This window comes from Rhizobium sp. BK312, from assembly GCF_014193605.1.
In the GTDB taxonomy this organism is placed as follows: domain Bacteria; phylum Pseudomonadota; class Alphaproteobacteria; order Rhizobiales; family Rhizobiaceae; genus Rhizobium.
Genome location: NZ_JACHZP010000006.1, coordinates 272,537 through 297,160, shown reverse-complemented (window position 1 = coordinate 297,160; position 24,624 = coordinate 272,537). Strand labels below are relative to the sequence as shown.

At 60.7% G+C, this 24,624-nt stretch carries 26 protein-coding genes; 16 read left to right on the top strand and 10 right to left on the bottom strand.

The genetic code is table 11. The annotated features are described in order from the left end of the window. Positions 1–61 precede the first annotated feature (61 nt). Both FHT85_RS18930 and FHT85_RS18925 read left to right on the top strand, forming a co-directional pair. Entirely contained in the window at positions 62–802 is a 741-nt protein-coding gene (locus tag FHT85_RS18930) for a Bax inhibitor-1/YccA family protein (protein ID WP_075853634.1), read from the top strand. Positions 803–920: 118 nt separating this feature from the next. After that, positions 921–1,478, top strand: a complete 558-nt coding sequence (locus FHT85_RS18925) for a GNAT family N-acetyltransferase (RefSeq protein WP_112412891.1) — start codon at positions 921–923, stop codon at positions 1,476–1,478. A 55-nt stretch (positions 1,479–1,533) separates the two neighbouring features. Here the strand turns inward: FHT85_RS18925 and FHT85_RS18920 are convergent, their stop codons facing one another. The 3 genes from FHT85_RS18920 to acnA all read right to left on the bottom strand — a co-directional run bounded on the left by FHT85_RS18920 (position 1,534) and on the right by acnA (position 6,032). Continuing rightward, on the bottom strand, positions 1,534–1,935 hold the full coding sequence (locus FHT85_RS18920; RefSeq protein WP_112336326.1) for a DUF2794 domain-containing protein: 402 nt from the start codon (positions 1,933–1,935) through the stop codon (positions 1,534–1,536). Between the two features lie 405 nt (positions 1,936–2,340). Continuing rightward, entirely contained in the window at positions 2,341–3,084 is a 744-nt protein-coding gene (locus tag FHT85_RS18915) for a DUF1223 domain-containing protein (RefSeq protein WP_112336325.1), read from the bottom strand. A gap of 257 nt (positions 3,085–3,341) precedes the next feature. After that, positions 3,342–6,032, bottom strand: coding sequence for an aconitate hydratase AcnA (gene acnA, locus FHT85_RS18910; RefSeq protein ID WP_112412892.1), 2,691 nt, complete (start codon positions 6,030–6,032; stop codon positions 3,342–3,344). Positions 6,033–6,295: 263 nt separating this feature from the next. On the opposite strand from acnA, the gene ccmA reads away from it, so the two are divergent. The 5 genes from ccmA (at position 6,296) to FHT85_RS18885 (ending at position 9,566) form a co-directional block, all read left to right on the top strand. After that, a complete protein-coding gene (gene ccmA, locus FHT85_RS18905) occupies positions 6,296–6,943 on the top strand; it encodes a heme ABC exporter ATP-binding protein CcmA (RefSeq protein ID WP_112412893.1) in 648 nt (215 codons plus the stop codon). 247 nt (positions 6,944–7,190) lie between these two features. Beyond that, positions 7,191–7,850: a heme exporter protein CcmB gene (ccmB, locus tag FHT85_RS18900; RefSeq protein ID WP_112336322.1), complete on the top strand. Its 660-nt coding sequence runs from the start codon at positions 7,191–7,193 to the stop codon at positions 7,848–7,850. 180 nt (positions 7,851–8,030) lie between these two features. Next, the gene (locus FHT85_RS18895) at positions 8,031–8,789 is read left to right on the top strand and encodes a heme ABC transporter permease (RefSeq protein ID WP_112412894.1); all 759 of its coding nucleotides are present in this window, start codon (positions 8,031–8,033) and stop codon (positions 8,787–8,789) included. A 1-nt stretch (position 8,790) separates the two neighbouring features. Next, positions 8,791–8,964: a heme exporter protein CcmD gene (gene ccmD, locus FHT85_RS18890; RefSeq protein WP_112336320.1), complete on the top strand. Its 174-nt coding sequence runs from the start codon at positions 8,791–8,793 to the stop codon at positions 8,962–8,964. Then, positions 8,961–9,566 (top strand): DsbE family thiol:disulfide interchange protein, encoded by a 606-nt coding sequence (locus FHT85_RS18885; protein WP_112412895.1) that lies wholly within the window; start codon positions 8,961–8,963, stop codon positions 9,564–9,566. Before ccmD ends, FHT85_RS18885 begins: the two co-directional genes overlap by 4 nt. 4 nt (positions 9,567–9,570) lie before the next feature. On the opposite strand, the gene FHT85_RS18880 is transcribed toward FHT85_RS18885, so the two are convergent. Genes FHT85_RS18880 through dapF form a run of 5 tightly spaced genes read right to left on the bottom strand, consistent with a single transcriptional unit; the run spans position 9,571 to position 14,619 of the window. Further along, a complete protein-coding gene (locus tag FHT85_RS18880; RefSeq protein ID WP_112412896.1) occupies positions 9,571–10,161 on the bottom strand; it encodes a DUF2585 domain-containing protein in 591 nt (196 codons plus the stop codon). Beyond that, the gene (locus FHT85_RS18875) at positions 10,158–10,835 is read right to left on the bottom strand and encodes a septation protein A (protein ID WP_409527339.1); all 678 of its coding nucleotides are present in this window, start codon (positions 10,833–10,835) and stop codon (positions 10,158–10,160) included. Before FHT85_RS18875 ends, FHT85_RS18880 begins: the two co-directional genes overlap by 4 nt. Before the next feature lie 50 nt (positions 10,836–10,885). Then, a complete protein-coding gene (gene ftsY, locus FHT85_RS18870) occupies positions 10,886–12,424 on the bottom strand; it encodes a signal recognition particle-docking protein FtsY (RefSeq protein WP_112412898.1) in 1,539 nt (512 codons plus the stop codon). Between the two features lie 18 nt (positions 12,425–12,442). Then, positions 12,443–13,717, bottom strand: coding sequence for a tRNA (N(6)-L-threonylcarbamoyladenosine(37)-C(2))-methylthiotransferase MtaB (gene mtaB / locus FHT85_RS18865; protein WP_112412899.1), 1,275 nt, complete (start codon positions 13,715–13,717; stop codon positions 12,443–12,445). Beyond that, positions 13,714–14,619 (bottom strand): diaminopimelate epimerase, encoded by a 906-nt coding sequence (dapF, locus tag FHT85_RS18860; RefSeq protein WP_112412900.1) that lies wholly within the window; start codon positions 14,617–14,619, stop codon positions 13,714–13,716. Before dapF ends, mtaB begins: the two co-directional genes overlap by 4 nt. A gap of 368 nt (positions 14,620–14,987) precedes the next feature. Here dapF and FHT85_RS18855 point away from each other — a divergent pair, with 368 nt between their 5' ends. Then, positions 14,988–15,431 carry an SRPBCC family protein gene (locus FHT85_RS18855; RefSeq protein WP_162709804.1) on the top strand — a complete coding sequence of 148 codons (444 nt, stop codon included), beginning with the start codon at positions 14,988–14,990 and terminating at the stop codon, positions 15,429–15,431. Positions 15,432–15,615: 184 nt separating this feature from the next. Here the strand turns inward: FHT85_RS18855 and FHT85_RS18850 are convergent, their stop codons facing one another. Together FHT85_RS18850 and FHT85_RS18845 are read right to left on the bottom strand one after the other, a co-directional pair. After that, positions 15,616–16,632, bottom strand: coding sequence for an MBL fold metallo-hydrolase (locus tag FHT85_RS18850; RefSeq protein WP_112412902.1), 1,017 nt, complete (start codon positions 16,630–16,632; stop codon positions 15,616–15,618). Then, entirely contained in the window at positions 16,629–17,618 is a 990-nt protein-coding gene (locus FHT85_RS18845; RefSeq protein WP_112412903.1) for a hypothetical protein, read from the bottom strand. Before FHT85_RS18845 ends, FHT85_RS18850 begins: the two co-directional genes overlap by 4 nt. Before the next feature lie 376 nt (positions 17,619–17,994). Between FHT85_RS18845 and ffh the strand changes: the two genes are divergently transcribed. The 8 genes from ffh (at position 17,995) to FHT85_RS18805 (ending at position 24,614) form a co-directional block, all read left to right on the top strand. Further along, on the top strand, positions 17,995–19,587 hold the full coding sequence (gene ffh, locus FHT85_RS18840; protein WP_112412904.1) for a signal recognition particle protein: 1,593 nt from the start codon (positions 17,995–17,997) through the stop codon (positions 19,585–19,587). 18 nt (positions 19,588–19,605) lie between these two features. Then, entirely contained in the window at positions 19,606–19,908 is a 303-nt protein-coding gene (locus tag FHT85_RS18835) for a chorismate mutase (RefSeq protein ID WP_069614775.1), read from the top strand. Between the two features lie 125 nt (positions 19,909–20,033). Then, a complete protein-coding gene (gene rpsP / locus FHT85_RS18830) occupies positions 20,034–20,393 on the top strand; it encodes a 30S ribosomal protein S16 (RefSeq protein WP_015341477.1) in 360 nt (119 codons plus the stop codon). A 175-nt stretch (positions 20,394–20,568) separates the two neighbouring features. Further along, positions 20,569–21,162 (top strand): ribosome maturation factor RimM, encoded by a 594-nt coding sequence (gene rimM, locus FHT85_RS18825; protein WP_041678002.1) that lies wholly within the window; start codon positions 20,569–20,571, stop codon positions 21,160–21,162. A 24-nt stretch (positions 21,163–21,186) separates the two neighbouring features. Continuing rightward, on the top strand, positions 21,187–21,879 hold the full coding sequence (gene trmD, locus FHT85_RS18820; RefSeq protein WP_112412905.1) for a tRNA (guanosine(37)-N1)-methyltransferase TrmD: 693 nt from the start codon (positions 21,187–21,189) through the stop codon (positions 21,877–21,879). 269 nt (positions 21,880–22,148) lie between these two features. After that, the gene (gene rplS, locus FHT85_RS18815) at positions 22,149–22,691 is read left to right on the top strand and encodes a 50S ribosomal protein L19 (protein WP_112399487.1); all 543 of its coding nucleotides are present in this window, start codon (positions 22,149–22,151) and stop codon (positions 22,689–22,691) included. 212 nt (positions 22,692–22,903) lie between these two features. After that, positions 22,904–23,701 carry a basic amino acid ABC transporter substrate-binding protein gene (locus tag FHT85_RS18810; protein ID WP_112412906.1) on the top strand — a complete coding sequence of 266 codons (798 nt, stop codon included), beginning with the start codon at positions 22,904–22,906 and terminating at the stop codon, positions 23,699–23,701. 34 nt (positions 23,702–23,735) lie between these two features. Continuing rightward, on the top strand, positions 23,736–24,614 hold the full coding sequence (locus FHT85_RS18805) for an amino acid ABC transporter permease (RefSeq protein WP_112412907.1): 879 nt from the start codon (positions 23,736–23,738) through the stop codon (positions 24,612–24,614). The last annotated feature ends 10 nt before the right edge of the window (positions 24,615–24,624 follow it).

Genomic DNA, 24,624 nt, shown 5'->3' with positions numbered 1-24,624 from the left:
CGGCGCCTGGGCCTTGAAGGACCCGACACCGTAATCAAATCGGAGCTTGAAAGAGGAAAACATGGCTGACTTTCGCAATTACCAAAACCGGGCGCAGAGCGGTGCGCAATCCGGTGCGATGATAGACGAGGGCCTTCGAGCCTATATGCTCAAGGTCTATAACCTGATGGCGCTGGGTCTGGCGATCACGGGTGTTGCCGCCTATCTCTCCTTCTCGCTCGCTTTCGCAAACGGACAGATCACGGCTTTCGGCCAGGCGATCTATCTGAGCCCGCTGAAGTGGGTGGTCATTCTCGCCCCGCTGGCAATGGTCTTCTTCCTGAGCTTCAGGATCAACCGCATGAGTGTGGCCGCCGCGACGACGACCTTCTGGGTCTACGCCGCGCTGGTGGGCCTGTCGCTGTCGTCGATCTTCATCATCTACACCGGCCAGAGCGTCGTGCAGACCTTCTTCGTGACCGCCGCCTCCTTCGGCGCGCTGTCGCTCTACGGCTACACGACCAAGCGTGACCTGTCGGCGATGGGCTCGTTCCTGATGATGGGCCTCTTCGGCCTGATCATCGCGACGCTCGTCAACATCTTCCTGGCTTCGTCAGCCCTGCAGTTCGCCATCTCCGTGATCGGCGTCCTGATCTTCGCAGGCCTCACCGCTTACGATACGCAGCGGATCAAGGAAATGTACTACACCGCCGACGATGCGACGGTGGCTGGCCGCAAGGCGATCATGGGCGCCCTGTCGCTCTACCTCGACTTCATCAACCTGTTCATGTTCCTGCTGCAATTTATGGGCAACCGCCGTTAATCGCAGAGTGAAATGAGATACGAAAAGGCGGCTTCGGCCGCCTTTTTTGTTTGCTTGGGCGCACGCCCTGCGATTTGATAACTGCCGTCACAAATCCGCAGATCAGGCAATAGAAGCAATGTCCGTCAGCCTCCGCAGTGCAACCTCAGACGACCTTCCCCATATCACCGCCATCTACAGAGATTCCGTCCTGAACGGCACGGCAAGCTACGAAATCACGCCGCCGGGCCAGGAGGAAATGACGGCGAGATTCGAGGCGATCCGCCACAAGGGTTATCCCTATCTCGTCGCGGAAGACGATGCCGGCGCGTTCCTCGGCTATGCCTACGCCTCATCCTTCCGCACGCGGCCGGCCTATCGTTGGATGGTGGAGGACTCGATCTATCTGGCGCCGGAGGCTCGAGGGCGCGGCATCGGCCGGTTGCTGCTCGATGCGCTCGTCGAAAGCTGCCAGACGCTTGGCTTCCGCCAGATGATCGCCGTCATCGGCGGCGCCCATCCCGCCTCCGTTGCCGTACACCGCGCCGCAGGCTTCACCGAAACCGGCCTGTTGAAAGGCACCGGCTACAAGCATGGCCGGTGGCTGGATACGATGCTGATGCAGAAGGCGCTCGGACACGGCGCGGAAACCGATCCGGATCCTTCGGTTTATCCGGGGACATTGTTTGGGGGATAGTATCTGACCCGCCAGTCTGCAGAGCCGCCTAGCCCGCTGCGGAAACGCGCAGAAACTACTTCTCCACCAGCTTCAGCTGCTTGTCGAAAACCTTCAGCACTTGATTCAGGTCATGACCACGTTTCAGGATCATGCCGCTGGTATTGACGACGGAAAAGGCACCCTGCTTGGCCGATAGCTTCGGATTCTTTTCGATGCGGAAAAGTGGCATCTCGCCGGAGCGCTTGAAGACGGAGAAAACCGCTTTGTCCTTCAAATGGTCGATGGCGTAGTCGCGCCACTCGCCCTCGCCGACCATGCGGCCATAGATCCAGAGAATCGCATCCAGCTCCCGGCGATGAAACGTCACCGGCAGCGGGTCCTTGCTCTGTTTGTATTCTCTGAGATCAACGACGACGGATGAATTGGTATCGACGGAACGGCTTTCACCGTGTCTCAAATCCGGCTGATCAGTCATCAATCCCCCAGGGGCTATCTCATGACAGGAGAATGACAGTTTGCCTCAGCCACATCAAATTGCAAGACGGGTGGCGGCTCACAATTTCTTTCCCAGCTGTGAAAGCACCTCGTCAGCGCCGCATTTCAGCCAAAACGACGCCCAATTTACAGGAAGTATAGGGAACCGTTTGGCGCCGCCGCGTCAAACGGCCCGGCCGGGGCGCATCGATTAAACCCCAGCCCCGAATGCGTCCTCGCCGGGCACCTCCCCTTTTCGACGCTAGCCGATATAGGGTCCCCTTCTTGGCGCCAGCCAAAATAGGGACCCTTTTGGGCGTCACGCAAAATAGGGATCTTTCGGCCGTCAGCCTAAATATGGAGCCTTTTCGGCCCAAGCCGAATGAAGGGCTCCAGAAAAAACCGCTCAGCCGTCCGAGCCCACAGTCAAGACAGTCGCCCCCAGGATGGCGGCCGGATCGCCCGCAGGCGTCGATGCCTGCAGCAGAATCGCGAGGCCTCGCCGGCCGGCTTTATCGAGCACGGTAGAGGGCAGCACTAGGCTCATAGCCTTGCCGTCCCACATGCCCACCGTTTCGACATCGGAGACGGCATGCATATAGGCAATCTGCTGGCCGGTATTTTCGCCGCCCTTAGGTGCCACCATCTGCTCCTTGTCGAAATAGACGGCAACCACATTGGCCTTGCCCTGCCCGGCTCCGATCTTGATCTCCAGCTCGTCGCCCTTCATGGCGGCACTGACCGGAACCATCAGGCCCTCGCCAAGGCGCTCAAACTCGTCGAGCTTGACGTTGATGCCACTGAGATCGGCACCGTTCATATGGTCCCTGCCATTGACGATCGCCTGTGGCGTATAAACCCCGCTGCGGCCCATCGTCCGGGCATAAGCATACTGGCGCGCCGTATTGTCCTTGGACGCCATGGTGTCGTTCCAGCCGAGGTAATTCCAATAGTCGACATGGTAAGCAAGCGCCACGACATTGCCTTGGCGGATCAACTTGCGAAAGGCCGCGTCGGCGGGGGGACAGGACGCGCAGCCCTGCGAAGTGAAGAGTTCGACGACGCCCTTGATCTTCGGAGCCTCCTGCGCATGCAGCGAACTTGCCAGCGCGATGCCTGCCAGAAGTGGAACCAAAAATCGAAGGCGCATTCTATCTCTACCTCTGCATCCAATCTCGAGCGCCGTCTGCCTATACGGGCTCTGCAAAACTCGCGCTTCTTGGGGCGACCAGGCCACATCAAGCCCGAAAAATCTGAAACAAGAGATAATAGTTTAACGCGATGACGCAAAGTCACGATGGGGTGAGGCCGGAGTGAGCGGAAGTCTCGCCGTACACATCACCGTGAAAAACAAGAGGCCGCCGGAAGAGTTTTCCGGCGGCCTCCCATAACAGTGTTGAATGCCTATCAGGCGGCGAGATCGCGCAGAACCGTCTGCAGGATGCCGCCATTGTTGACGTAGACGACCTCATCCAGCGTATCGATGCGGCAGATGATCGGAACATCCTTCACGGAGCCGTCGCCATAGGTGATCTTGGCGATCTTGCGCTCGCGCGGCTTGATGTTTTCCAGGCCTTCGATCGTGACCAGTTCATCGCCCTTCAGGCCGAGGCTTGCCCAGGTGGTGCCTTCCTCGAAGACGAAGGGGATGACGCCCATGCCGACGAGGTTCGAGCGGTGGATGCGCTCGAAGGACTGTGCGATCACGGCGCGCACGCCGAGCAGGTTCGTGCCCTTGGCAGCCCAGTCGCGCGACGAGCCGTTGCCGTATTCGACACCTGCGAAGATGACGAGCGGAACGCCCTCGGCCTTGTACTGCATGGCCGCATCGTAGATCGACGTCTCTTCCTTGGACGGATAATGGATGGTGTAGCCACCTTCCTTGCCGTTCGGGCCGAGCATGTGATTGCGGATGCGGATGTTGGCGAAGGTGCCGCGCATCATGACTTCATGATTGCCGCGGCGCGTGCCGTACTGGTTGAAGTCGGCGACGCCGACGCCATGGCCGATGAGGTAGGAGCCGGCCGGCGAGGCAGCCTTGATCGAACCGGCCGGCGAAATGTGGTCGGTGGTGATCTTGTCGCCGAAAAGGCCGAGAACGCGAGCGCCCTTGATGTCGGAAATGCCGGCGCCCTTCTTGCCCATGCCTACGAAGTAGGGTGGGTTCTGCACATAGGTCGAGTTGTCGTCCCAGGCATAGGTCTGGCCCGGAGGAACCTGCACGGCCTGCCAGTTAGCATCGCCCTTGAAGACGTCCGCATACTTGGTCTCGTAGAGCTCGCGGGTGACGTATTTCAGGATGAATTCCTGTACTTCCTGCGAGGTCGGCCAGATGTCCTTGAGGAACACCGGCTTGCCGTTCTGGTCTTCGCCGATCGGCTCCTTCGTCAGGTCGAGCTGCACCGAGCCGGCGAGCGCGTAGGCGACGACGAGCGGCGGCGAAGCGAGATAGTTCGCCTGGACGTCGGGTGAGATGCGGCCTTCGAAGTTGCGGTTGCCGGAGAGGACGCCGGATACGATCAGGCCCTTGTCATTGATCGTCTTCGAGATCGGTGCCGGCAGCGGGCCGGAATTGCCGATGCAGGTGGTGCAGCCAAAGCCGACCAGGTTGAAGCCGAGCTTGTCGAGATCGGCCTGCAGGCCGGACTTGGCAAGATATTCGCCGACGACCTGAGATCCCGGTGCGAGCGAGGTCTTGACCCACGGCTTGGTCTTCAGACCCTTAGCAACGGCGTTGCGGGCGAGAAGGCCGGCGGCGATCAGCACCGACGGGTTGGAGGTGTTGGTGCAGGAGGTGATGGCGGCAATTGCAACGTCGCCATGGCCGATGTCGAAATCCGTGCCTTCGACCGCATAGCGGTTGGAGAGCTGGCCGGGCTTCTTGTATTCGGTTTCGAGCGAGGTCGCGAAGCCGGAAGCGATGTTTTCCAGCGCGATACGGCCTTCCGGACGCTTCGGGCCGGCCATCGACGGAACGACGTCGTTAAGGTCGAGTTCCAGCGTGTCGGTGAAGACGAGGTCGGCGCCGTCATTGTCGCGCCACATGCCTTGAGCCTTGGAATAGGCTTCGACGAGAGCGATACGGTCCTTGGCGCGGCCGGACATGTTGAGATAGTTCAGCGTTTCCTTGTCGACCGGGAAGAAGCCGCAGGTCGCGCCGTATTCCGGACCCATGTTGCCGATGGTGGCACGGTCGGCGAGCGGCATGTTGTCGAGGCCGGGGCCGAAGAATTCGACGAACTTGGAAACGACGCCCTTCTTGCGCAGCATCTGCACGACGGTCAGAACGAGGTCGGTCGCGGTGACGCCTTCCTTGAGCTTGCCGGTCAGCCTGAAGCCGATGACCTCAGGAAGCAGCATGGAGACCGGCTGGCCAAGCATGGCAGCTTCAGCTTCGATACCGCCGACACCCCAGCCGAGAACGCCGAGGCCGTTGATCATGGTCGTGTGCGAATCGGTGCCGACGCAGGTGTCGGGATAGGCGATGGTTTCGCCGTCCTCTTCCTTCGTCCAGACGGTCTGGCCGAGATATTCGAGGTTCACCTGGTGACAGATGCCGGTGCCGGGGGGAACGACGCGGAAATTCTTGAATGCCTGCTGGCCCCACTTCAGGAAGCGGTAGCGTTCGCCGTTGCGCTGGTATTCCAGCTCGACGTTCTTGGCAAAAGCCTGCGGCGTGCCGAATTCGTCGACGATGACGGAGTGGTCGATGACGAGGTCGACGGGCACGAGCGGATTGATCTTTTCCGGATCGCCGCCGAGGGAGACCATGGCGTCGCGCATGGCAGCAAGGTCGACGACGGCCGGAACGCCGGTGAAGTCCTGCATCAGCACGCGCGCCGGGCGATAGGCGATTTCGTTCTCGACGGTGCCCTTGTTGGTCAGCCATTCGGCGACGGCAAGGATATGTTCCTTCGTGACTGACTGCCCGTCTTCAAAACGCAGCAGGTTTTCCAGAAGCACCTTCATGGAGTAAGGCAACTTGGAAACGCCGGGCAGACCATTTGCCTCAGCCTTGGGCAGGCTGAAATAGACATAGTCTTTCCCGCCCACGGTCAGCGTGGAACGACAATTGAAACTGTCAAGAGATTTAGACACGAGATACCCCGTTTCTGATAGCCAACACAGTCGTGCGAACGCCTATGCACTTTATGCACATCAGGATGCGGGTACGGCCATTTCCGCTGTCCGCACGTAAGGCAGAAAACCTTATGTTCGGCGCAAGGATGAAATTCACGCCGACCGCTGGCGTGGTTGCAGGTCTTATAGATAATTTCGTAAAGACTTGCCAGAGTGACAAAGCGCAAATTTCGACAATTTTTTGCGCGTTGCGGTAAAGAAAATAGGGAAAGCCCGAGCGAATGCATCTAAGCGCTGAAAATCTGGCTACGAGGCGGGGTGAAGACCTCATTTTCTTGAATGTTTCCTTCAACTTGGCGAGTGGAGACGCACTCGTTTTGACCGGCCGCAACGGGTCGGGAAAATCGACGCTGCTGCGCGTTGTGGCGGGCCTTCTCAGACCGGAAAAAGGCACTGTCACATTCTCCGGAAATGACGGCAAATCGGGCCGTCCGGCCGGTGAAGCCAGCCACTATCTCGGCCACCGCAATGCAATGAAATCCGAGCTGACCGTGGCCGAAAATCTGATCTTCTGGAAAACCTTCCTCGCCGATATGCCGGGCGGCTCCAGTCTGAATGTCGATCAAGCGGCCGATGCCGTCGGGCTTGCCGACATCACGCATCTGCCCTTCGGCTATCTCTCCGCCGGCCAGCAGCGGCGAATCGCTTTCGCCAAACTTCTGGTCGCCTACCGCCCTATCTGGATCCTCGACGAACCGACGGCAGCGCTCGACAGCTCCGCCGACCGGCTCTTTGCTGATCTGATCACCACGCATCAAAAAAGCGGCGGCATCGTTCTTGCAGCAACGCACCAGCCGCTGGGCTTGGAGAACGTACAGGAGATGCGGATGACGGGGTTTGCCGGGGCAAGTGAGGGGGTGTGGGGGTGATGCAGATACTCCTTCCCCTGCTGAGATTGCGACACCCCCCTCTGTCACTTCGTGACATCTCCCCCACAAGGGGGGAGATTGTTGGGAGTTCGCCTCACCTGCTTGCAAGGCCGTTGAGCTCTGTCTCTACGGATTCGATGTTTGATGGGGGCTTACGCGCGCCGCCAGTTACCAATCTCCCCCCCTGTGGGGGAGATGTCACGATAGTGACAGAGGGGGGTATCTCTCGTTACGGCAGGATCTCCCCATGACAGCCCTCTTCTTCCGCGACCTCAGACTTTCGGTGCGCGCCGGCGGCGGGGCGTTGATCGGTATCCTGTTCTTCCTGACCGTCGTCGCCATCATCCCCTTCGCCGTCGGGCCTGACCTCAAACTTCTCTCGCGCATCGGCCCCGCCATCGTCTGGATCGGCGCGTTGCTCGCAAGCCTCCTCGGCCTCGACCGACTGTTCCAGGCCGAACGCGATGATGGCTCGCTCGATCTGCTCGTCATGCAGGAAACCCCTCTGGTGCTCACGGTCTTCATCAAATGCGCGGCCCATTGGGTGGCGACCGGCCTGCCGCTTGTCATCGCCTCGCCGCTGCTCGGCCTCTTTATGAATATGAACGAGACCGCGATCGCGACGACGGCCCTGACGTTGCTCGTTGGCTCGCCGGCGCTCACCTTCATCGGCGCGGTCGGTGCCGCCGTCGCCGTGGCGCTGCCGCGCGGTGGGTTGCTGGTCTCCATTCTGGTGCTACCGCTCACCATTCCCGTGCTGATCTTCGGCGTCAGCGCCACCTATGCCGCCGTCGAGGGACCGCAGCCCTTCCTGCCGCCGTTTCTGATCCTGATCGCGCTGACCCTGTTCTTCGCAGTCCTCGGGCCGGCCGCTGCCGCCCTTGCCTTGCGGAACACGACGGATTGATCAGAGCAATTCCAGGAAAAGTGTGAAGCGGTTTTCCGTCCGGAATTGCGTAAATACAAAAGGATAGAGCGCTTTCGCGTTTCGAAGAAAAGCGGAAAGGCTCTGATGGAGATACTGTTTCGCCCATCTGAGGCAATGCGGTCGATTGCCGGAAAAGCCATATCGGGTTAAACAAGCCGCATGAGCGATATCACTGCGATCAGCCGATTTTCTGACCTCGCCAACCCCACGCGGTTTTTGGCTTTTTCGGCGCGTATCATTCCCTGGCTGGCGGCGATTACAGCCATACTCCTAGCGATCGGCCTCTATCTGTCCTTTACGACCGAGGGCGACTACCAGCAGGGCGATACCGTCCGCATCATGTACATCCACGTTCCGGCCGCCTGGCTGTCGATGATGTGCTACACGATCATGAGCATGTCGGCGATCGGCACGCTGGTCTGGCGCCATCCGCTGGCCGATGTCGCCGGCAAGACGGCCGCCCCGCTCGGCGCCGCCTTCACCCTGATCGCGCTGGTCACCGGCTCGCTCTGGGGCAAGCCGATGTGGGGCACCTATTGGGTCTGGGATGCGCGTCTGACCTCGGTCTTCATCCTTTTCCTCATGTATCTCGGCTTGATTGCGCTCAACCGCGCAATGGACGATCCGTCGAAGGCCGCTCGCGTCGCCTCGATCCTGACGCTGGTCGGCTTCATCAATATCCCGATCATCAAGTTCTCCGTGGACTGGTGGAATACGCTGCATCAGTCGGAAAGCATCATGCGCATAGATGGCCCGGCCATCGATGCGGAATTCCTCTGGCCGCTCTTCACCATGGCGCTCGCCTTCACGCTGCTGTTCTTCACACTGCACCTGATGGCGATCCGCAACGAGATCTGGCGCCGCCGCATCGCCACGCAGCGCCGTATGGCCGCGCGTATGGCGAGCCGGGAGGACTAGAATGTCGCACCCCTTCTATGTCTTCGGCTCCTATGGCTTTGCCGCCTTCATGATCCTCGCCATCATCGCCTGGATCTGGATCGACGGACGCCTGCGCCGCCGCGAACTTGCCGTATTGGAAGCCTCCGGCATCCGCCGCCGCTCGCAGCGCCCATCGGAAAACGAGACGAAATGACCACGGATGCCGATAACAAGGATCAGCCGAAATCCAGCGGCACCGCACGCTATCTGCTGGCGCTCATTCCGCTGATCGTCTTTGCCTGCATCGCATTTGCCGTCGGCAAGGCCATGTATGACCAGGAAGTGCACGGCACCGATATATCGGCCATTCCCTCGGCCCTGATCGGCACCAAGGCACCGAAATTAGCGCTGGCGCCGCTCGACGGCTCCAACCTGCCGGCACTGACCGATGACGCCATCAAGGGCAAGCTGACCCTCGTCAACGTCTTCGCCTCGTGGTGCATTCCCTGTCGTGACGAGCATCCTGTGCTGAAGGAACTCGCCAAGGACGGCCGGCTCAATATCGTTGCGATCAATTATAAGGATACGAGCGAGAATGCGCTGCGCTTCCTCGGCGAGCTCGGCAATCCCTACAACGCCATCGGCATCGACCCGAACGGCTCGGCCGCCATCGACTGGGGCGTCTACGGCATTCCGGAATCCTACCTCGTCTCGCCCGACGGCACGATCCTCTACAAGCAGGTCGGCCCCTTCACGCCAACCAGCCTGAAGGAAGGGCTTTATCCGGCGATAGCGAAGGCAACTGGCAAATCCTGATTGCTTAAAGCGCACTCTGCCACGTCTTGACCGCCTCGACCGGCCACACCAGCATCAGCACGTTCAGCGTGAGATTATCGCGAATCAGATAGCCGGTAAGCAGTTCAAAGAAGATGGCAATGACGACTGTCACCAAGACCGGCGCACGCCAGGCAAACAGGAAGCCGACGACCATGAAAACGGCATCCATCGACGAATTGAGAATGCTGTCGCCGACATAATCGAGCGAGATCGTCGCAGCGCGGTATCGGTTGATGATGATCGGGGAATTCTCCAGGATTTCCCAGCCGGATTCGATCAGCATGGCAACGAAGAGCCGCATCGACAGCGGTTTGCCACGCATGATCAGATGCGTGAGCCCGAAGAAAAGGAAGCCGTGGATGATGTGCGACGGCGTGTACCAGTCGGCGATGTGCTGTGAATTGCCGCTGGATTTCACCACCGGCTCGAAAAGCTTGACGTAGCCGCAGGTGCAGATCGGCACGCGGCCCATCATATATTCGGTGACGATCTGCACGAGCAGAACGACGGCGCAGGCGATGAACCAGAAGCTCTGTTGCCGATAGCGGCTTTGGGCGTCGATGGCTTCGCTCATTTACCGTTTTCCACCGGCGGCTCGACCGTGTGCTTCATGATGAGCGGCATCTGCGACAGAGTGAAGAGGATGGTGATCGGCATCGTTCCCCAGACCTTGAAGTTCACCCAGAGATTATCCGCCGCCTTGGTGTCGGGCAGGTAGAGCCAGTTCGAGCCGCGCCAGACGACTTCGTTAAGCACGGCGAGAACGAAGAAGAAAATGCCCCAGCGCAGCGTCAGCTTACGCCAGCCTTCAGCATCCAGCTGAAAGGCGGCGTTGAAGACATAGCCTAGCAGCGATTTACCGAAGGCAAGGCCGCCGAGCAGCACGATGCCAAACAGCGCATTGACGATGGTCGGTTTCATCTTGATGAAGGTTTCGTTCTGAAGATAGATGCCGAGCGCGCCGAAAATCAGCACCACGATGCCAGAGACGAAGGGCATCAGCGGCAGGTGGCCGAGCACGACCTTCGAAACGATGAGCGAGATCAACGTTGCCGCCATGAACAGGCCGGTGGCGACGAAAAGCGGGCCACCGAGCGCTGCCAGCTGCGGGAAATGCTGCACCAGCCAGTCGCCACGCAGATTGCCGAAGAAGAACACCAGCAAAGGCCCGAGTTCCAGCACCAGCTTCAGCATGGGGTGGTGTTTGTCGGCAGAACTTGGGGTGAGATCGCTGTCGCTGGTCGTCATTGCGGCACTTTCCCTGTCATCAAACTTGTCATCGAATTTGTTCTTGTCATTCATTGGCTGTTTACAGCCCCCGTACCGGCAATGGCATGGGCAAAATCCTCGGCCTCGAACGGCTCGAGATCGTCTACACCCTCGCCGACGCCGATGAAATAGACCGGCAGCTTGTGCTTGGCCGAGATGGCGACGAGGATACCGCCCCGTGCCGTGCCGTCGAGCTTGGTCATGATCAGGCCATTGACGCCGGCAACATTGCGGAAGATTTCCACCTGATTCAAGGCGTTCTGGCCGGTCGTCGCATCCAGCGTCTGCAGCACGGTATGCGGCGCATCCGGATCGAGCTTGCCGAGCACGCGCACAATCTTTTCCAGCTCCGCCATCAGCTCCGCCTTGTTCTGCAGACGGCCGGCCGTGTCGATGATCAAAACGTCGCTCTTATTGGCCTTGGCCTGCTGGAAAGCATCGAAGGCAAGGCCGGCGGCATCTGCCCCGATCTTGGTACCGATGAAATCCGACTTGGTGCGATCGGCCCAGATCTTCAATTGCTCGATGGCAGCGGCGCGGAAAGTATCGCCGGCGGCCAGCGTAACCTTCAGCCCGGCGCCGGAGAGCTTTGCGGCCAATTTGCCGATCGTCGTCGTCTTGCCTGTACCGTTAACACCGACGACGAGAATGACATGCGGCTTGTGGCTGAGATCGAGCTGCAAGGGCTTGGCAACCGGCTTCAGCACCTTGGCAATTTCCTGCGCCATGATCCGGCCTACGTCCTCGCTCGTCACATCCTTGCCGTAGCGCTCGGAGGCCAGCGTATCGGTGACGCGCATCGCCGTCTCGACGCCGAGATCGGCCTGGATCAGCAAATCCTCCAGATCCTGCAGCGTCTGATCGTCAAGCTTACGCTTGGTGAAAAGCGCCGCGATCTGGCCGCTCAGCTGCGACGAGGTGCGCGCCAGCCCAGCTCGCAGGCGCTGGAACCAGGAGAGTTTCTGTTTTGGCGCTTCGGGGACGGGCTCGGGGGCCGAGGCGGCAGTGGAGAAGCCCTTGGGGAGATTGGGGGCTTCGACCGAGGGTTCGCTGGTTTCGAATGAGGGTTCCGGGGCTGTCGGCGTTTCTGCGTTCTTCGACGAAAGGTCAGAGTTTGCCGAAACTTCTTCACCCCCCTCTGTCCTATCGGACATCTCCCCCACAAGGGAGGAGATTGGTTCGATGGGGTGCTCTTCCGAAACTACATTGGCTTCAGGATCGGCAGGTTGCTCCGGTTCGATTGCCTGACGATCTTCGGGCTGCTCTTGCGACTCGACCTTAAGGGAACCGGAAGTCTCAGCGGCCTCGATCTCTTTCGCGCCGGAAGCATCTGCCTGGCTTTGAGCCTCTTGCTCAACCGGCGCTTCACCCTCCAACCGATCTCCCCCCTCGTCGGGGAGATGTCCCGAAGGGACAGAGGGGTGTGATGCAGGCTCGGCAGGTTCTGACGCCGGCGAAACATCAACGACAGGCGCGTCAACCCCAGTCAAATCCTCCGCAGGCGCCTGCTCCTCAGCCGGCTTTTCGCGGCCGAAGGTGAAGACTTTTTTGATGAAACCGAGCGCCATGAAGTGTCCGTTGAAGCATTAGGCCGCGTCGGCGGCCAGAAGTTGCATGTCGAGGTGCTTGCCATTGTGGCCGGTGATTGCGACCTGCACAAGGTCGCGCGGGCGAAGGCCGGGGGCGGCAACAAGCGTGAAGTTTTCCGTATGCGCCAGCCCGCCATTCTCCACAAGCAGCCATTGTCGCGTGCCGACCATCTTGTCGAGATGGGCCTGGTGCAATCTCTGTCCAGCCTCGCGCAGGCGGGCGGCGCGTTCCTTGATCAGGCCGCGATCGAGCTGCGGCATGCGGGCGGCGGGCGTGCCGGGCCGAGGGCTGTAAGGGAACACATGCAGATGCGCGATGCCGGCCTCTTCAGCCAGGCCGACGGCATTGGCGAACATCTCTTCCGTTTCCGTCGGGAAACCGGCGATCATATCGGCGCCGAAGCTCGTCTCGGGGCGCAGGCGGCGCACGTCCTCGATGAAACGCACGGCATCGGCGCGCGAGTGCCGCCGCTTCATCCGCTTGAGGATCATGTCATCGCCATGCTGCAGCGAGAGATGCAGATGCGGCATGAAGCGCGGCTCGTCGGCGATAAGGTCCATCAGATGCTGATCGGCCTCGATGCTGTCGATGGAGGAGAGCCGCAGCCGGCGGATCTCCGGGATTTGCTTCAGCAGCGTCTTCGCAAGCAGGCCGAGCGTCGGCGCTCCCGGCAGGTCGGCGCCATAGCTCGTGGCATCGACGCCTGTCAGCACGATCTCGCGATAACCGCTTTCGACCAGATTGCGGGCTTGGTCGACAACGGCACCCATGGGCACGGAGCGCGAATTGCCACGGCCATAGGGGATGATGCAGAAGGTGCAGCGATGGTCGCAGCCATTCTGCACCTGGATGAAGGCTCGGACGTGACCGTCGATGTGGCGGATCATCTGCGGCGCGGTGGCCCGCACGCTCATGATGTCGTTAACGCGCAGCTTCTCTTCCGCCGAAACGCCGAAATCCGGCAGGAAGCGGTAGGAGGTGCTCTTCAGCTTCTCCTCATTGCCCAGCACGGCATCGACTTCTGCCATTTCTGCAAAGGTCTGTTTCTCGGTCTGCGCCGCGCAACCTGTCACGATGATGCGGGCATGCGGATTGTCACGCCGCGCGCGGCGGATCGCCTGCCGCGCCTGGCGCACGGCTTCGCCTGTTACGGCGCAGGTATTGACCAGAATGGCATTGTTGAGCCCGGCTTTCTCCGCCTCGGCCCTCATCACTTCGGATTCATAGGTATTGAGACGACAGCCGAAGGTAATGACCTCGACCCCGCTCACCGCGCCTGAGCCCCCTGCTCCGGATCGCGCGAGAAGCTGCCCGTGACCGGATCGACCGTGCCGGACCATTCCCATTCGGCAGGCCCAGTCATGACGACATGGTCGTTACTGTCTAGCCATTCGACGGTGAGCTTGCCTGGCGCAGGCGCGGAGGCGACGTCGATCGTCACCTTGCGGCCGGTGCGGCCGGTACGCGCGGCGCTGACGGCGGCAGCACAGGCCGCCGAGCCGCAGGCAAGCGTCAGGCCGGCGCCACGCTCCCAGGTGCGAGTGCGTAGAAGCGTTGGCGAAAGCACCTGTGCCAGCGTGATATTGGCGCGCTCGGGAAACATCGGGTGGTTCTCGAGCAGCGGGCCGAAGCGATCGAGATCGAAGGACATCGGGTCCCTGTCGACCCAGAAGATCGCGTGTGGATTGCCCATCGACATCACGGAAGGCGAATGCAGGACGGGATTGTCGATCGGCCCGATCTGCAGCTCGATGCGGCTGGTATCGGCAAATTCCTCGGCAAGCGGGATCTTGTCCCAGGCAAAAACGGGTGTGCCCATATCGACCGAAATCGTGCCGTCTTCATGCTCCCTAGCATTCAGGATGCCGGCGACGGTCTGGAAGGTGAACACCTTCTTGCCGGTTTCGGCCGCCAGCGCCTGCACGACGCAACGCGTGCCGTTACCGCAGGCCTGCGCCTTCGTGCCATCGCAGTTGAGGATGTCGATCCAGGCATCAGTTCCCTGCAGCTTCGGGTCATGGATCGCCATGATCTGGTCGAACTGGGTTGCTGGATCGGCATTGAGCGCGATCGCCGCCTCGGCCGTCACCACATCCTTGCGGCCGCGCATGTCGACGACCAGGATCTTGTTGCCAAGCCCGTTCATCCTCGCGAATTCGACCGTATTGCTCATGATGTCATGTCCGTCAGTGTTTTCGAGCTGTATATGGCGGAAATGCGGGGGAATTACCAGTGGGACGTGAAGGACGACAATTTTCAGATTTGGCCGCGGTCTCCGGGCCGCCCCGATCCTTCGACGGGCTCCGGATAAGGGCGGAGCGAGTTGCAATCCAAGTAAAGGACATAGTCCTCATAGTGAGGAGGCCTGCAAGGCCGTCTCGAACCACGAGGACGGGTGGCTCGTGCTTTGACCGCAACAAAAATCCCGCCAAGCAGCCTTGACGTTATTTATTTCCAGAAAAAATCATTCGCCATGTCGGATTGTCAAACATTGCCACGTCCTAGGCTCGTCCACTTCGTAAAACCATAGGGATTATGACCATGCCGAATACCATAAGCCTGCACCGCGTCCTGGCCACCAGCCCGGAAAAGGTCTATCGCGCATTCATCGAAGCGGATGCGCTGGCCAAGTGGCTGCCGCCGAATGGCTTTGCCTGCAGCGTGCACCACTTCGAAGGAAAAGTCGGCGGCGCGTTCAAGATGTCGTTCCGCAATTTTACCACCAGTGAAGTCCACGCTTTCGGCGGTGAATATGTCGAGCTCGTTCCCGGCGAACTGGTGCGTTACACAGACAGGTTCGACGACCCCAACCTGCCCGGCCAAATGGAAGTGACGGTGACGTTGAAAAAGGTGCTGGTGGGAACCGAGGTCAACATCACCCAGGCCGGCATCCCCGATGTCATTCCGCCGGAAGCCTGCTATCTCGGCTGGCAGGAATCGCTGATCAATTTGGCAAAGCTGGTTGAGCCTGAGATTACGCAGTAAGTCGAGATAGGCATAGGGCTTTCTGAAAACCCCTTCTCCCCTTGGGGAGAAGGTGCCGACAGGCGGATGAGGGGGTTGCCAGGGGCACAAAACCCGTTTGATCAGAAGCGATGGCCCCTCATCCGACCCTTCGGGCCACCTTCTCCCCAAGGGGAGAAGGAACTTTCGGCCCAAGCGCCAACGCTCACACAACCGGAACGTCAAAAACCTCGCCTGCCCGGAGCGGGCGAAAGCGATCGGGCTCCACACCCTCGGCTTTCAAGGCCGCATCCAGTGCCTGAACGGGCGCATCGATCCCCTCATTCGTCAGCTGGAAGGTCGCGAAGTGATGCCCGGCGACATATGCAGCGTTGCAGAGCTTCATGCCCCTGACCGCCTCTTCCGGATTCTGGTGCTGGCCCTTCATGAACCAGCGCGGCTCATAGGCACCAAACGGCAGGATCGCGAGGCGGAAGCCACCATGTTTTTGCCGGACGGCGTCATAGTTGATGCCGTCGTGAAAGCCGGTATCGCCGACATGATAGATCTTGCCTGCTGGCGTGGTCAGCACGAATGCCGCCCAGAGCGCCATGCGCCGGTCGCCCATGCCGCGCGCCGACCAATGATGGCAGGGCTCGGTATCGATCGTCACTCCGCCTCTGACCTCAACGCGATCGCCCCAGTCGACAACGGCGATATCGGCATCGGGAACGGTACGGCGGATAATCGTGTCGTTGCCGAGCGGCGTGACGATCTTTGGCCGATGCGCCTGCTGCAGGCGGGCAAGGGTGGCGAGATCCAGGTGATCGTAGTGATTATGCGTCACCAGCACGAGATCGATATGGGGCAGATCCTCGAAGCGGATGCCGGGCGGCACCACGCGCTTCGGCCCGACGGTGCGGAAGGGGCTGACCCGCTCCGACCAGACAGGATCGGTCAGGATATTCATCCCGGCGACCTGCACCAGCATCGACGCATGGCCGACCATGGTGACCCGCATCTGCTCGCCGAAAACATGCCGGTCCGGCTTGGCCGGCGGAAAGGCGCTGATGACGGGATTGGGCCAGCGCACCCGCCCGCCGCCGAGCTGCCAGCGCAAAAGATCGAGCGCATTACCCGGCGCTACGCCGCCCGGGTTGAAGAAGCGCTGGCCGTCGAAATGATAGGAAACCGGACCTTGATAATAGGGATTCTTCCTGGCAGAGCCGGAGGAGCTTGTCATGGCTTGTCCGCTCCTTGGGTACCTGCCGCCTCGGCGGTGGGAAAGCCGGCTTTGGCAAACCATTCTTCGGCCTCGGAAGGCGTCAGCGTCTCCTCAAGCACGACATTCGCCGGCATGGCAAAGAGCTGCGGCGTGAAGAAGCTGGTATCCCACAACGCCGCGCCTTCGACCGGAGGTGAGAGCACAATGATCTGCCGACCATCGATGCGGAAAATCGTCTCGACGGATTCCTCGCCGGAAATATCGGCGAGGCCTGGCTCATCTGGCCGCACCGTCTGGTTGCGCCACCACGGCTCGTCATTGCCCTGTTCGACCACGGTCACGCAGCGCGCCATATCGACAATGAACCGGTTGGGCGCCCGACCGCCGGGCAATCTCTCGCCGAAGGCCGCCTGAATGAGCGTGAACAGATGAAAGCAATTGACGATATTCTCATACCGCAGGCGAAAACCCTGACGGCTCGGCAGATGCAGCACCAGCAGATCATCGCTGCGGCTCAAGAGCACTTGGCGGACCCAGGCCGCACCCGGCGTATAATCCTGCAATTCCGCAAGCATCGCCATCAGCGCCTTGTTGCCAGCAGCGAGTGCACGCTCCTGCGGCATGCCGGAAAGATGCGAAACCGCCGATTGGCCGAGCAGCTGAAAAGCGTCGAGCAGCTGCCTTTGCCGTGGGCTAAGCTCCTTGCGGCCGGCAAAGCCGCGGTGAATCTGCGGCAGCCACGCCAGATAGAGCTCCCAGACGGCCGGACCGCTGCGCTCCACCGCACCGCCCTTTTCGACGATGGTGCCGAGCATATTGGCAAGAACGGCGGCTCCAGGTGGCGGCAGGCGGCTGAGCTCGCGCGCCGCCCGCGCCGCGATCTTCGGCTGGGCCTTGGCGCTCGCATAGAAGGCTTGCGCCGCGACGTTGAAACGGGTGTCCACCCGGCCGCCGGCGTAAACGCGACAGGCAGCGAGAAGATCGGTCAGGGCTGCATCATTCATTCGGAACGGTCTCGGGGAATCACTTGAGGGGTGGGATCGATACAACAATTCGAAGACGGTGATACGGTCAAATCGACATCGATATGGGGATGTCATCCGTGCATTTCAGGCATTTCGGCCGCATTGGGTTGACTTTGCCGGCCTTTTCCTGTTTATCGCCCGCAATCTGCGACGAGCACAAGCCTCCGAGCCACCGACCGGGACCCATTTAGGTATAAAGAGATCCCGGAGGTCAACACCCGACAGCGCGATGCGCCCTCGGGTGCTTTTTGGCTTTGCGTCTTGTTTTCGTCATGGAAAAGCACGACGTTTTCGGGCGAGGAACCGCGCAAAGTTGCGCCAAGTCCAATCCCAAGCGATCGATAAGGAAGAACCGATGTTTGAAAACCTCCAGGACCGTCTTGGTTCCATTCTGAATGGACTGACTGGCCGCGGCGCGCTTTCGGAAGCCGATGTTTCCGCGGCACTGCGCGAGGTTCGCCGCGCGCTGCTCGAAGCCGACGTGGCGCTGGATGTCGTTCGCTCCTTTACCGATCGCGTCCGCGAAAAAGCTGTTGGCGCCGAAATCCTGAAGTCGATCAAGCCCGGCCAGATGGTCGTCAAGATCGTCCATGACGAGCTGATCGAGATGCTCGGCGGCGAAGGCGTTGGCATCGATCTTAATGCACCTGCCCCGGTCGTCGTGATGATGGTCGGTCTGCAGGGCTCGGGTAAGACCACGACCACGGCCAAGATCGCCAACCGCCTGACGAGCCGCGACCGCAAGAAGGTCCTGATGGCCTCGCTCGACACGCGCCGCCCGGCAGCTCAGGAGCAGCTGCGCCAGCTCGGCGTGCAGACGGGCATCGACACGCTTCCGGTCATATCCGGCCAGTCCCCGACCGATATTGCCGCACGCGCCGTGCAGGCCGCCAAGCTCGGCGGCCATGACGTCGTTATCCTCGACACCGCCGGCCGTACGCATATCGACGAGCCGCTCATGGTCGAGATGGCGGATATCAAGAAGAAGTCCAATCCGCACGAAATCCTGCTGGTCGCCGATAGCTTGACCGGTCAGGATGCCGTCAACCTCGCCCGCAATTTCGACGAACGTGTAGGGATCACCGGCCTCGTGTTGACCCGCATGGACGGTGACGGCCGCGGCGGTGCCGCCCTTTCGATGCGCGCAGTCACCGGCAAGCCGATCAAGCTGATCGGTGTCGGCGAAAAGATGGGCGAGCTGGAAGAATTCCATCCCCGCCGTATCGCCGACCGTATCCTCGGCATGGGCGACATCGTGTCGCTCGTCGAGAAGGCGGCCGAGAATATCGACGCCGAGAAGGCAGCCGCCATGGCCGCCAAGATGGCCAAGGGCAAGTTCGACCTCAACGATCTCGCCGATCAGCTCGGCCAGATGCAGAAAATGGGCGGCATGGGCGGCATCATGGGCCTGATGCCCGGCATGTCCGGCATGAAGGACAAGATGGCCGCTGCCGGCCTCGACGACCGCCTGTTCAAGCGCCAGCTCGCCATCATCTCCTCGATGACCAAGGCCGAGCGCGCCAATCCGGATCTCTTGAAGCACTCCCGCAAGAAGCGCATCGCCGCCGGCTCCGGCACCGACGCTTCCGATATCAACAAGCTTCTGAAGATGCACCGCCAGATGGCGGACATGATGAAGATGATGGGCGGCAAGGGTAAAGGCGGCATGATGAAGCAGCTGATGGGCGGCCTCGCTGGCAAGATGGGCCTCGGCGGCGGCCTAGGGGGTATGGCCGGCGGCATGCCCGACCTGTCGAACATGGACCCCAAGCAGTTGGAAGCCCTGCAGAAGCAGGCCGAAGCTGCCGGCCTCGGCCGTCCCGGCGGTCTGCCGGGTGGCTTGCCAGGTCTGGGCGGCGGGGGCGGTTTGCCGGGCCTCGGTGGCGCCAAGCTGCCCGGCCTCGGCGGTGGTTTCCCGGGGCTTCCGGGTTTGCCGAAGAAGAAGTGAGAAGGATCGTTGACCCCCATGATTGATCCAGACGTTAAGGCCCAATTGGGCAAATACCGCCAGTCGATCGACAATATCGATGCCGCACTGGTGCATATGCTGGCCGAACGCTTCCGCTGCACCAAAGAGGTCGGCGTGCTGAAGGCCAAGTACGACCTGCCGCCGGCCGACCCGGCGCGCGAAGAATTTCAGATCGAGCGTCTGCGCCGCCTGGCAAAGGATGCAAATCTGGACCCGGATTTCGCCGAGAAGTTCCTGAACTTCGTCATCAAGGAAGTCATCCGGCATCATGAACAGATCGCTGCGGATTTCAAAGGGTAGTCCCTGGCCGCGTGACCCAGAAGACGCAGGACGTTTTCGACGGGGATTACGCGGCACGAAAAAAGCAGCGCGACGTAACCATACCGCACAACGAAGCGGTCACGAAAAGCCTAAGGAGAATTAACATGGCATTGAAAATTCGTCTCGCCCGCGGTGGCTCCAAGAAGCGCCCGTACTACCACGTTGTCGTAGCCGACGCTCGCTCGCCGCGCGACGGCCGTTTCCTGGAGACCCTCGGCTCCTGGAACCCGATGCTTGCCAAGGACGACGCCAAGCGCGTTGAACTCAAGGCCGAGCGCATCAAGCACTGGCTCGACCACGGCGCACAGCCGACCGACCGCGTTCTCCGCTTCCTCAACGAAGCCGGCATCGCGACGCGCGAAGCCAAGAACAACCCGGAAAAAGCAAAGCCGGGCAAGAAGGCTCAGGAGCGCGCTGCCGAAAAGGCTCAGAAGGCTGCTGACGCCGCTGCTGCTTCCGAGTAATCGGACCTGGCATTGATTGAAAGCGGGTGGCATGGCGACATGCCGCCCTTTTTTTGTTTCCCATCGGCAAATGTTCAGCCTATGAGAGAACCAACGACAGCGCCGCGCGTCACGCGCAAAGGTCGCTGGTGCATTTTGGATCTGCTGCATAATCCCGGTAATGGGTGAAGAGACCATGACGAAACTGCAAAACCCGGTATTGATGGCCACCATCGGCGCGGCGCAAGGCTTGAGAGGCGAGGTGCGCGCGCGCGCCTATACGTCGGATCCGACCGCGCTCGGCGATTACGGCCACCTCCACAGCATGGACGGCCGCAGCTTCGAGGTACTGGAAATCCGCGAGGCCAAGAATGTGGTCGTGGTGCGCTTTCGCGGCGTCAACGACCGCAATGCCGCCGAGGCGTTGAACGGCCTGGAACTCTATATCGAGCGCGACAATCTGCCCGATGACGAACTCGACGACGACGAATTCTTCTACGCCGATCTCGAAGGGCTGGAAGCCGTCGACGACCAGGGCACCGGCTACGGCACCGTCAGCGGCGTCTATGATTTCGGCGCTGGCGATCTGCTGGAGCTGAAGGGGCCGGGCAAGCGCCCGGTGCTGATCCCCTTTTCCGAGGCCGCGGTGCTTGAAATCGACCTCGAGGGCGGCAAGATCCTGATCGACCCGCTGGCCGCTGGCCTGATCGACAGCCCCGACGACCTGATCGGCAAACCAGAAAAGCCGGAAACACCCGAGAAGCCGCAGAGCAAGCCGAAGAAGAAGTGATCCTTATTGGGAAGTGAGCGCGCCATGAGTTTCCGGGCGACCATATTGACGCTTTATCCCGAGATGTTCCCGGGCCATCTCGGCACGTCCCTCGCCGGCAAGGCCATGGAACGTGGGCAATGGGCGCTCGACACTGTACAGATCCGTGATTTTGCGACCGACAGGCACCGCACCGTCGACGACACGCCGGCCGGCGGTGGCGCCGGCATGGTGCTGAAGCCGGATGTGCTTGCCCGCGCCATCGACCACGCGAGCGAAAATGACAGTCGTCCGCGCCTGCTGATGAGCCCGCGCGGTAAGCCGCTGACGCAGAAGCGCGTGCGCGAGCTTGCGGGCGGCGAAGGCGTCATCATCGTCTGCGGCCGCTTCGAAGGCGTCGACCAGCGCGTCATCGACGGCCGCGGCCTCGAAGAAATCTCGATCGGCGACTATATCCTCTCGGGCGGCGAGCCGGCTGCGTTGATCCTGCTCGACGCCATCGTCCGCATCCTGCCCGGCGTGATGGGCAACGACCTCTCCGGCCTGCACGAAAGCTTCGAAGGCGGCCTGCTGGAGCATCCGCATTATACCCGCCCGCAGATATGGGAAGGCCGCGAGATTCCGGCAATTCTAACCTCAGGTAACCACGCGGCAATCGCCAAATGGCAGAAAGAGCAGGCCGAGCGACTGACGAAGGAGCGTCGACCGGATTTGTTGGACGAATTGCAGAAGAAATAGCGACAGCACCGGCTGGATGAGCGAGATCCTTGAAATATGCCCGCGAAACTGCCGACAAGCGCCACTTAATTCCTCGCCAAGGGGTGACAAACGCGTGACAATAGGGTATGTGCGCGCCCGGCATGGGAAATTTCCCATCAACCAGCAAAGAAGAGCAGACGTATTCGCTCCTGCCTGAACGGGCATATATCCGAGGCGTGATCTAACGGTCCGACCAAAGATAGAATGATGAGCGCTCTGGCTGTTGAAGCAACAACGAGGTTGATACTATGAACATCATTCAGCAGTTGGAAGCCGAACAGGCTGCCAAGATCGAAGCCAAGCGCACCCTTCCCGCATTTTCCGCTGGCGACACCGTTCGCGTCAACGTGAAGGTCACGGAAGGCAACCGTACCCGCGTTCAGGCCTATGAAGGCGTTTGCATCGCTCGCTCCGGCGGCGGCCTGCAGGAAAACTTCACGGTTCGCAAGATCTCCTACGGCGAAGGCGTCGAGCGCGTATTCCCGGTTTACTCGCCGATGATCGAAAGCGTCGAAGTCGTTCGCCGCGGTAAGGTCCGTCGCGCCAAGCTCTACTACCTGCGCGACCTGCGCGGTAAGGCTGCCCGTATCGTTGAAAACACCGGCACCCGCGCCCGCAAGCTCAACGATGCCGAGCGCCAGGCCCTGGCCGACGAGAAGGCACGCATCGAAGCCGAGAAGGTTGCAGCCGCTCAGGCGCTCGCAGCTGAAAAGGCCGCAGCCGAAGCCGCAGAAGCAAAGGCAGCGGCAGAAGCTGCTGCAGCCGCAGCAGCCGAGCCGGCAGCAGAATAAGTTTCGATCCATACGGATCGCAAAGCTTGAAGGCGGCCCTTGGGTCGCCTTTTTGCTATCTGTCGCAATGTGACGCGGCAACCGGAAATTTCTTCGGCCGCCTCATGTTTTAGAGCTGCTTTTCCTTTTTTATGATTGCTACGTTGGCAATAATCTTGCCATCCGCTTTCCAAATGTGACAGTTTTCCGCCACGCTAATCGGGGAGATTTCCATGGCATTCCGTCGTTCGTTCCTTCTGGGCCTTGGCGCCTTCGTGCTTGCACCTTTCGCTGCCTTCGCGGCCGACCTTCCGAACCTCAACGGCAAGACCGTTGTCGTCGTTACCGAGAATGCCTATCCGCCGCTGCAGTTCATCGATCCGAAGACGAACAAGGCGATCGGCTGGGAATATGACGCGATGAACGAGATCGCCAAGCGCCTGAACTTCAAGGTCGAGTACCAGAACACCAGCTGGGACGCGATGATCCAGGCCGTCTCGGAAGGCCAGTACAACATCGGCATGACCGGCATCACCATCAAGGACGACCGCAAGCAGAAGGTCGATTTTTCCGACCCCTACATGCGCTCCGAGCAATTTATGCTCGTGCGCGGAGACGAGAAGCGCTTTACAGACGCCAAGAGCTTCGCCGCCTTCAAGGACGGCCTGATTGGCGCGCAGCCGGGCACGACACCCTTCTACACCGCCGTCTATTCGGTGCTCGATGGCAACGAGCAGAACCCACGCATCAAGACCTTCGAAACCTTCGGCGCCACCGTACAGGCACTGAAAACCGGTGACGTCGATACGGTGCTGACCGACGGCACGGCCGGCAAGGGCTATGTCGATGCCTCCAATGGCGGCCTGAAGCTCGTCGGCGGCCCGCTCGGCACCGAGGATTTCGGCTTCATCTTCCAGAAGGGTTCCGATCTCGTCGCCCCGATCAATGCCGCCATCGCCAGCCTCAAGGCCGACGGCACGCTCGACGCGCTGAACAAGAAGTGGTTCCTCGACTACAAGATGGGCCAATGAATTCTGAAGATCGATATATTGGAAGCCCGCTCTGATGACGCCTTTGGCAGGCCCGGGCGGGCACCGCGACAAGGAAGACTTTCCCTGGTGGCTGGTCGCCCTCGCTATCCTCGGCATCGTCGCCTCATTCGCAATTGCGGCGAACGGCCTCTATGCCCAGATTTTCTCTCTTCTGCTGAATGGCATCGGCGTCACGGTCTTCGTGACGCTGGTGGCTTTTACGCTGGCTGTGCTGCTCGGCCTCGGGCTGGCGCTACTCGGCCTGTCGGATTTCCTCGTGCTGCGACAGGTCGCGCGCTTCTATATCGAGATCGTGCGTGGCATTCCGATACTGGTGCTGCTTTCCTACATCGCATTCGTCGGCACGCCGGCCTTCGTCGCCGTCTATAACGTCGTCGTCTCGCCATTGATCTCCGCCGGCTGGGCAAGCCCGCTCGTCACCCGCGACGTGCCCTTCGTTTGGCGCACGATCATCGCGCTGACCATCGCCTATTCGTCCTTCATCGCCGAAATCTTCCGCGCCGGCATCCAGGCGGTGGACCAGGGCCAGATCGAAGCGGCAAAGGCGCTCGGCCTCACCCGCTTCCAGCGCTTTCGCCTCGTCGTCTTTCCCCAGGCGATCCGCGTCATCCTGCCGCCGCTGTCGAATGATTTCATCGCCATGGTGAAGGACAGTTCGCTGGTCTCCGTACTCGGGGTTGCCGATATCAGCCAGCTCGCCAAGCTCTACTATTCGGCCAATTTCCGCTACTTCGAAACCCTGTCGATCCTCGCCTTCATCTACCTGCTTTTGACGATCGGTCTGTCGCTGCTGCTCAGGCAGCTCGAAGCCTGGATGCGCCGCCGCTCCGGCAGCGATCGCTCCGCCTTCCCCCGCCTGGCCGCGGGCCAGCCGCCGGGCGCGCAGGTATGATGCCAAAGCC

Excerpts from the sequence above, each read along its gene's own strand:
- ccmA (WP_112412893.1), top strand. The coding sequence starts at position 6,296 with ATGCATCTAAGCGCTGAAAATCTGGCTACGAGGCGGGGTGAAGACCTC.
- FHT85_RS18875 (WP_409527339.1), bottom strand. The coding sequence starts at position 10,835 with ATGACGACCAGCGACAGCGATCTCACCCCAAGTTCTGCCGACAAACAC.
- FHT85_RS18880 (WP_112412896.1), bottom strand. The coding sequence starts at position 10,161 with ATGAGCGAAGCCATCGACGCCCAAAGCCGCTATCGGCAACAGAGCTTC.
- ccmB (WP_112336322.1), top strand. The coding sequence starts at position 7,191 with ATGACAGCCCTCTTCTTCCGCGACCTCAGACTTTCGGTGCGCGCCGGC.
- rplS (WP_112399487.1), top strand. The coding sequence starts at position 22,149 with ATGAACATCATTCAGCAGTTGGAAGCCGAACAGGCTGCCAAGATCGAA.
- FHT85_RS18925 (WP_112412891.1), top strand. The coding sequence starts at position 921 with ATGTCCGTCAGCCTCCGCAGTGCAACCTCAGACGACCTTCCCCATATC.
- ftsY (WP_112412898.1), bottom strand. The coding sequence starts at position 12,424 with ATGGCGCTCGGTTTCATCAAAAAAGTCTTCACCTTCGGCCGCGAAAAG.
- FHT85_RS18810 (WP_112412906.1), top strand. The coding sequence starts at position 22,904 with ATGGCATTCCGTCGTTCGTTCCTTCTGGGCCTTGGCGCCTTCGTGCTT.
- FHT85_RS18930 (WP_075853634.1), top strand. The coding sequence starts at position 62 with ATGGCTGACTTTCGCAATTACCAAAACCGGGCGCAGAGCGGTGCGCAA.
- FHT85_RS18850 (WP_112412902.1), bottom strand. The coding sequence starts at position 16,632 with ATGACAAGCTCCTCCGGCTCTGCCAGGAAGAATCCCTATTATCAAGGT.
- rimM (WP_041678002.1), top strand. The coding sequence starts at position 20,569 with ATGACGAAACTGCAAAACCCGGTATTGATGGCCACCATCGGCGCGGCG.
- FHT85_RS18855 (WP_162709804.1), top strand. The coding sequence starts at position 14,988 with ATGCCGAATACCATAAGCCTGCACCGCGTCCTGGCCACCAGCCCGGAA.
- FHT85_RS18835 (WP_069614775.1), top strand. The coding sequence starts at position 19,606 with ATGATTGATCCAGACGTTAAGGCCCAATTGGGCAAATACCGCCAGTCG.
- FHT85_RS18885 (WP_112412895.1), top strand. The coding sequence starts at position 8,961 with ATGACCACGGATGCCGATAACAAGGATCAGCCGAAATCCAGCGGCACC.
- FHT85_RS18845 (WP_112412903.1), bottom strand. The coding sequence starts at position 17,618 with ATGAATGATGCAGCCCTGACCGATCTTCTCGCTGCCTGTCGCGTTTAC.
- trmD (WP_112412905.1), top strand. The coding sequence starts at position 21,187 with ATGAGTTTCCGGGCGACCATATTGACGCTTTATCCCGAGATGTTCCCG.
- FHT85_RS18895 (WP_112412894.1), top strand. The coding sequence starts at position 8,031 with ATGAGCGATATCACTGCGATCAGCCGATTTTCTGACCTCGCCAACCCC.
- dapF (WP_112412900.1), bottom strand. The coding sequence starts at position 14,619 with ATGAGCAATACGGTCGAATTCGCGAGGATGAACGGGCTTGGCAACAAG.
- FHT85_RS18920 (WP_112336326.1), bottom strand. The coding sequence starts at position 1,935 with ATGACTGATCAGCCGGATTTGAGACACGGTGAAAGCCGTTCCGTCGAT.
- rpsP (WP_015341477.1), top strand. The coding sequence starts at position 20,034 with ATGGCATTGAAAATTCGTCTCGCCCGCGGTGGCTCCAAGAAGCGCCCG.
- FHT85_RS18805 (WP_112412907.1), top strand. The coding sequence starts at position 23,736 with ATGACGCCTTTGGCAGGCCCGGGCGGGCACCGCGACAAGGAAGACTTT.
- ccmD (WP_112336320.1), top strand. The coding sequence starts at position 8,791 with ATGTCGCACCCCTTCTATGTCTTCGGCTCCTATGGCTTTGCCGCCTTC.
- ffh (WP_112412904.1), top strand. The coding sequence starts at position 17,995 with ATGTTTGAAAACCTCCAGGACCGTCTTGGTTCCATTCTGAATGGACTG.
- FHT85_RS18915 (WP_112336325.1), bottom strand. The coding sequence starts at position 3,084 with ATGCGCCTTCGATTTTTGGTTCCACTTCTGGCAGGCATCGCGCTGGCA.